Source organism: Acetobacter estunensis (genome assembly GCF_011516945.1).
Taxonomy (GTDB): Bacteria; Pseudomonadota; Alphaproteobacteria; order Acetobacterales; family Acetobacteraceae; genus Acetobacter; species Acetobacter estunensis.
Map to the genome: position 1 here is coordinate 1 of NZ_WOTH01000111.1, position 627 is coordinate 627.

Genomic DNA, 627 nt, shown 5'->3' on the forward strand with positions numbered 1-627 from the left:
GGCACTGGGCTATGAAGATCTCAATGATCACGATGCCCTGCGGCATGACCTGATCTTTGGTCTGGCCTCGGGCCGTCTGTCAGGAGGCCGGGCAAACTGCGCAGCATTGGCTGGCAAATCTACACTGAACCGGTTGGAGCGCAGTGGGCACAAGGCAGATCGTTACTGTCGGATCATTGCTGATCATGAGGCCCTGGCTACCCTGTTCGTCACGCTCTTCCTTGACCAGCATGAGCACGCACCCGCCCGGATCGTTCTGGATGTGGATGCCACCGATGACCGTATCCATGGCCATCAGGAAGGCCGTGCCTTTCATGGGTATTACGGCCATAACTGCTATCTGCCACTATACATCTTTTGCGGGGATCATCTCCTCAGCGCTACCCTGCGCACGGCAGACAGGGACCCGGGGAAGGAAGCACTGGCAGACATCCGCCGGATCGTGGAGCAGATCAGGAACCGCTGGCCCAGGGTGCGTATTCTGGTGCGCGGGGACAGTGGCTTCTCCCGGGACAGTCTGATGACATGGTGCGAAGACAACCACGTTGACTTCCTGTTCGGGCTTGCAGGCAACACCCGCCTGTATGACCGGATTGCCTCTTTGTCCGCTGAGGTTCGTGACGAAGC

The 627-nt window shown here is 58.9% G+C and carries 1 pseudogene; it reads left to right on the top strand.

Annotated features, from left to right (window positions below):
* Positions 1 to 627: pseudogene (locus GOB87_RS16510) on the top strand (IS1380-like element IS1380A family transposase); the annotation flags it as partial.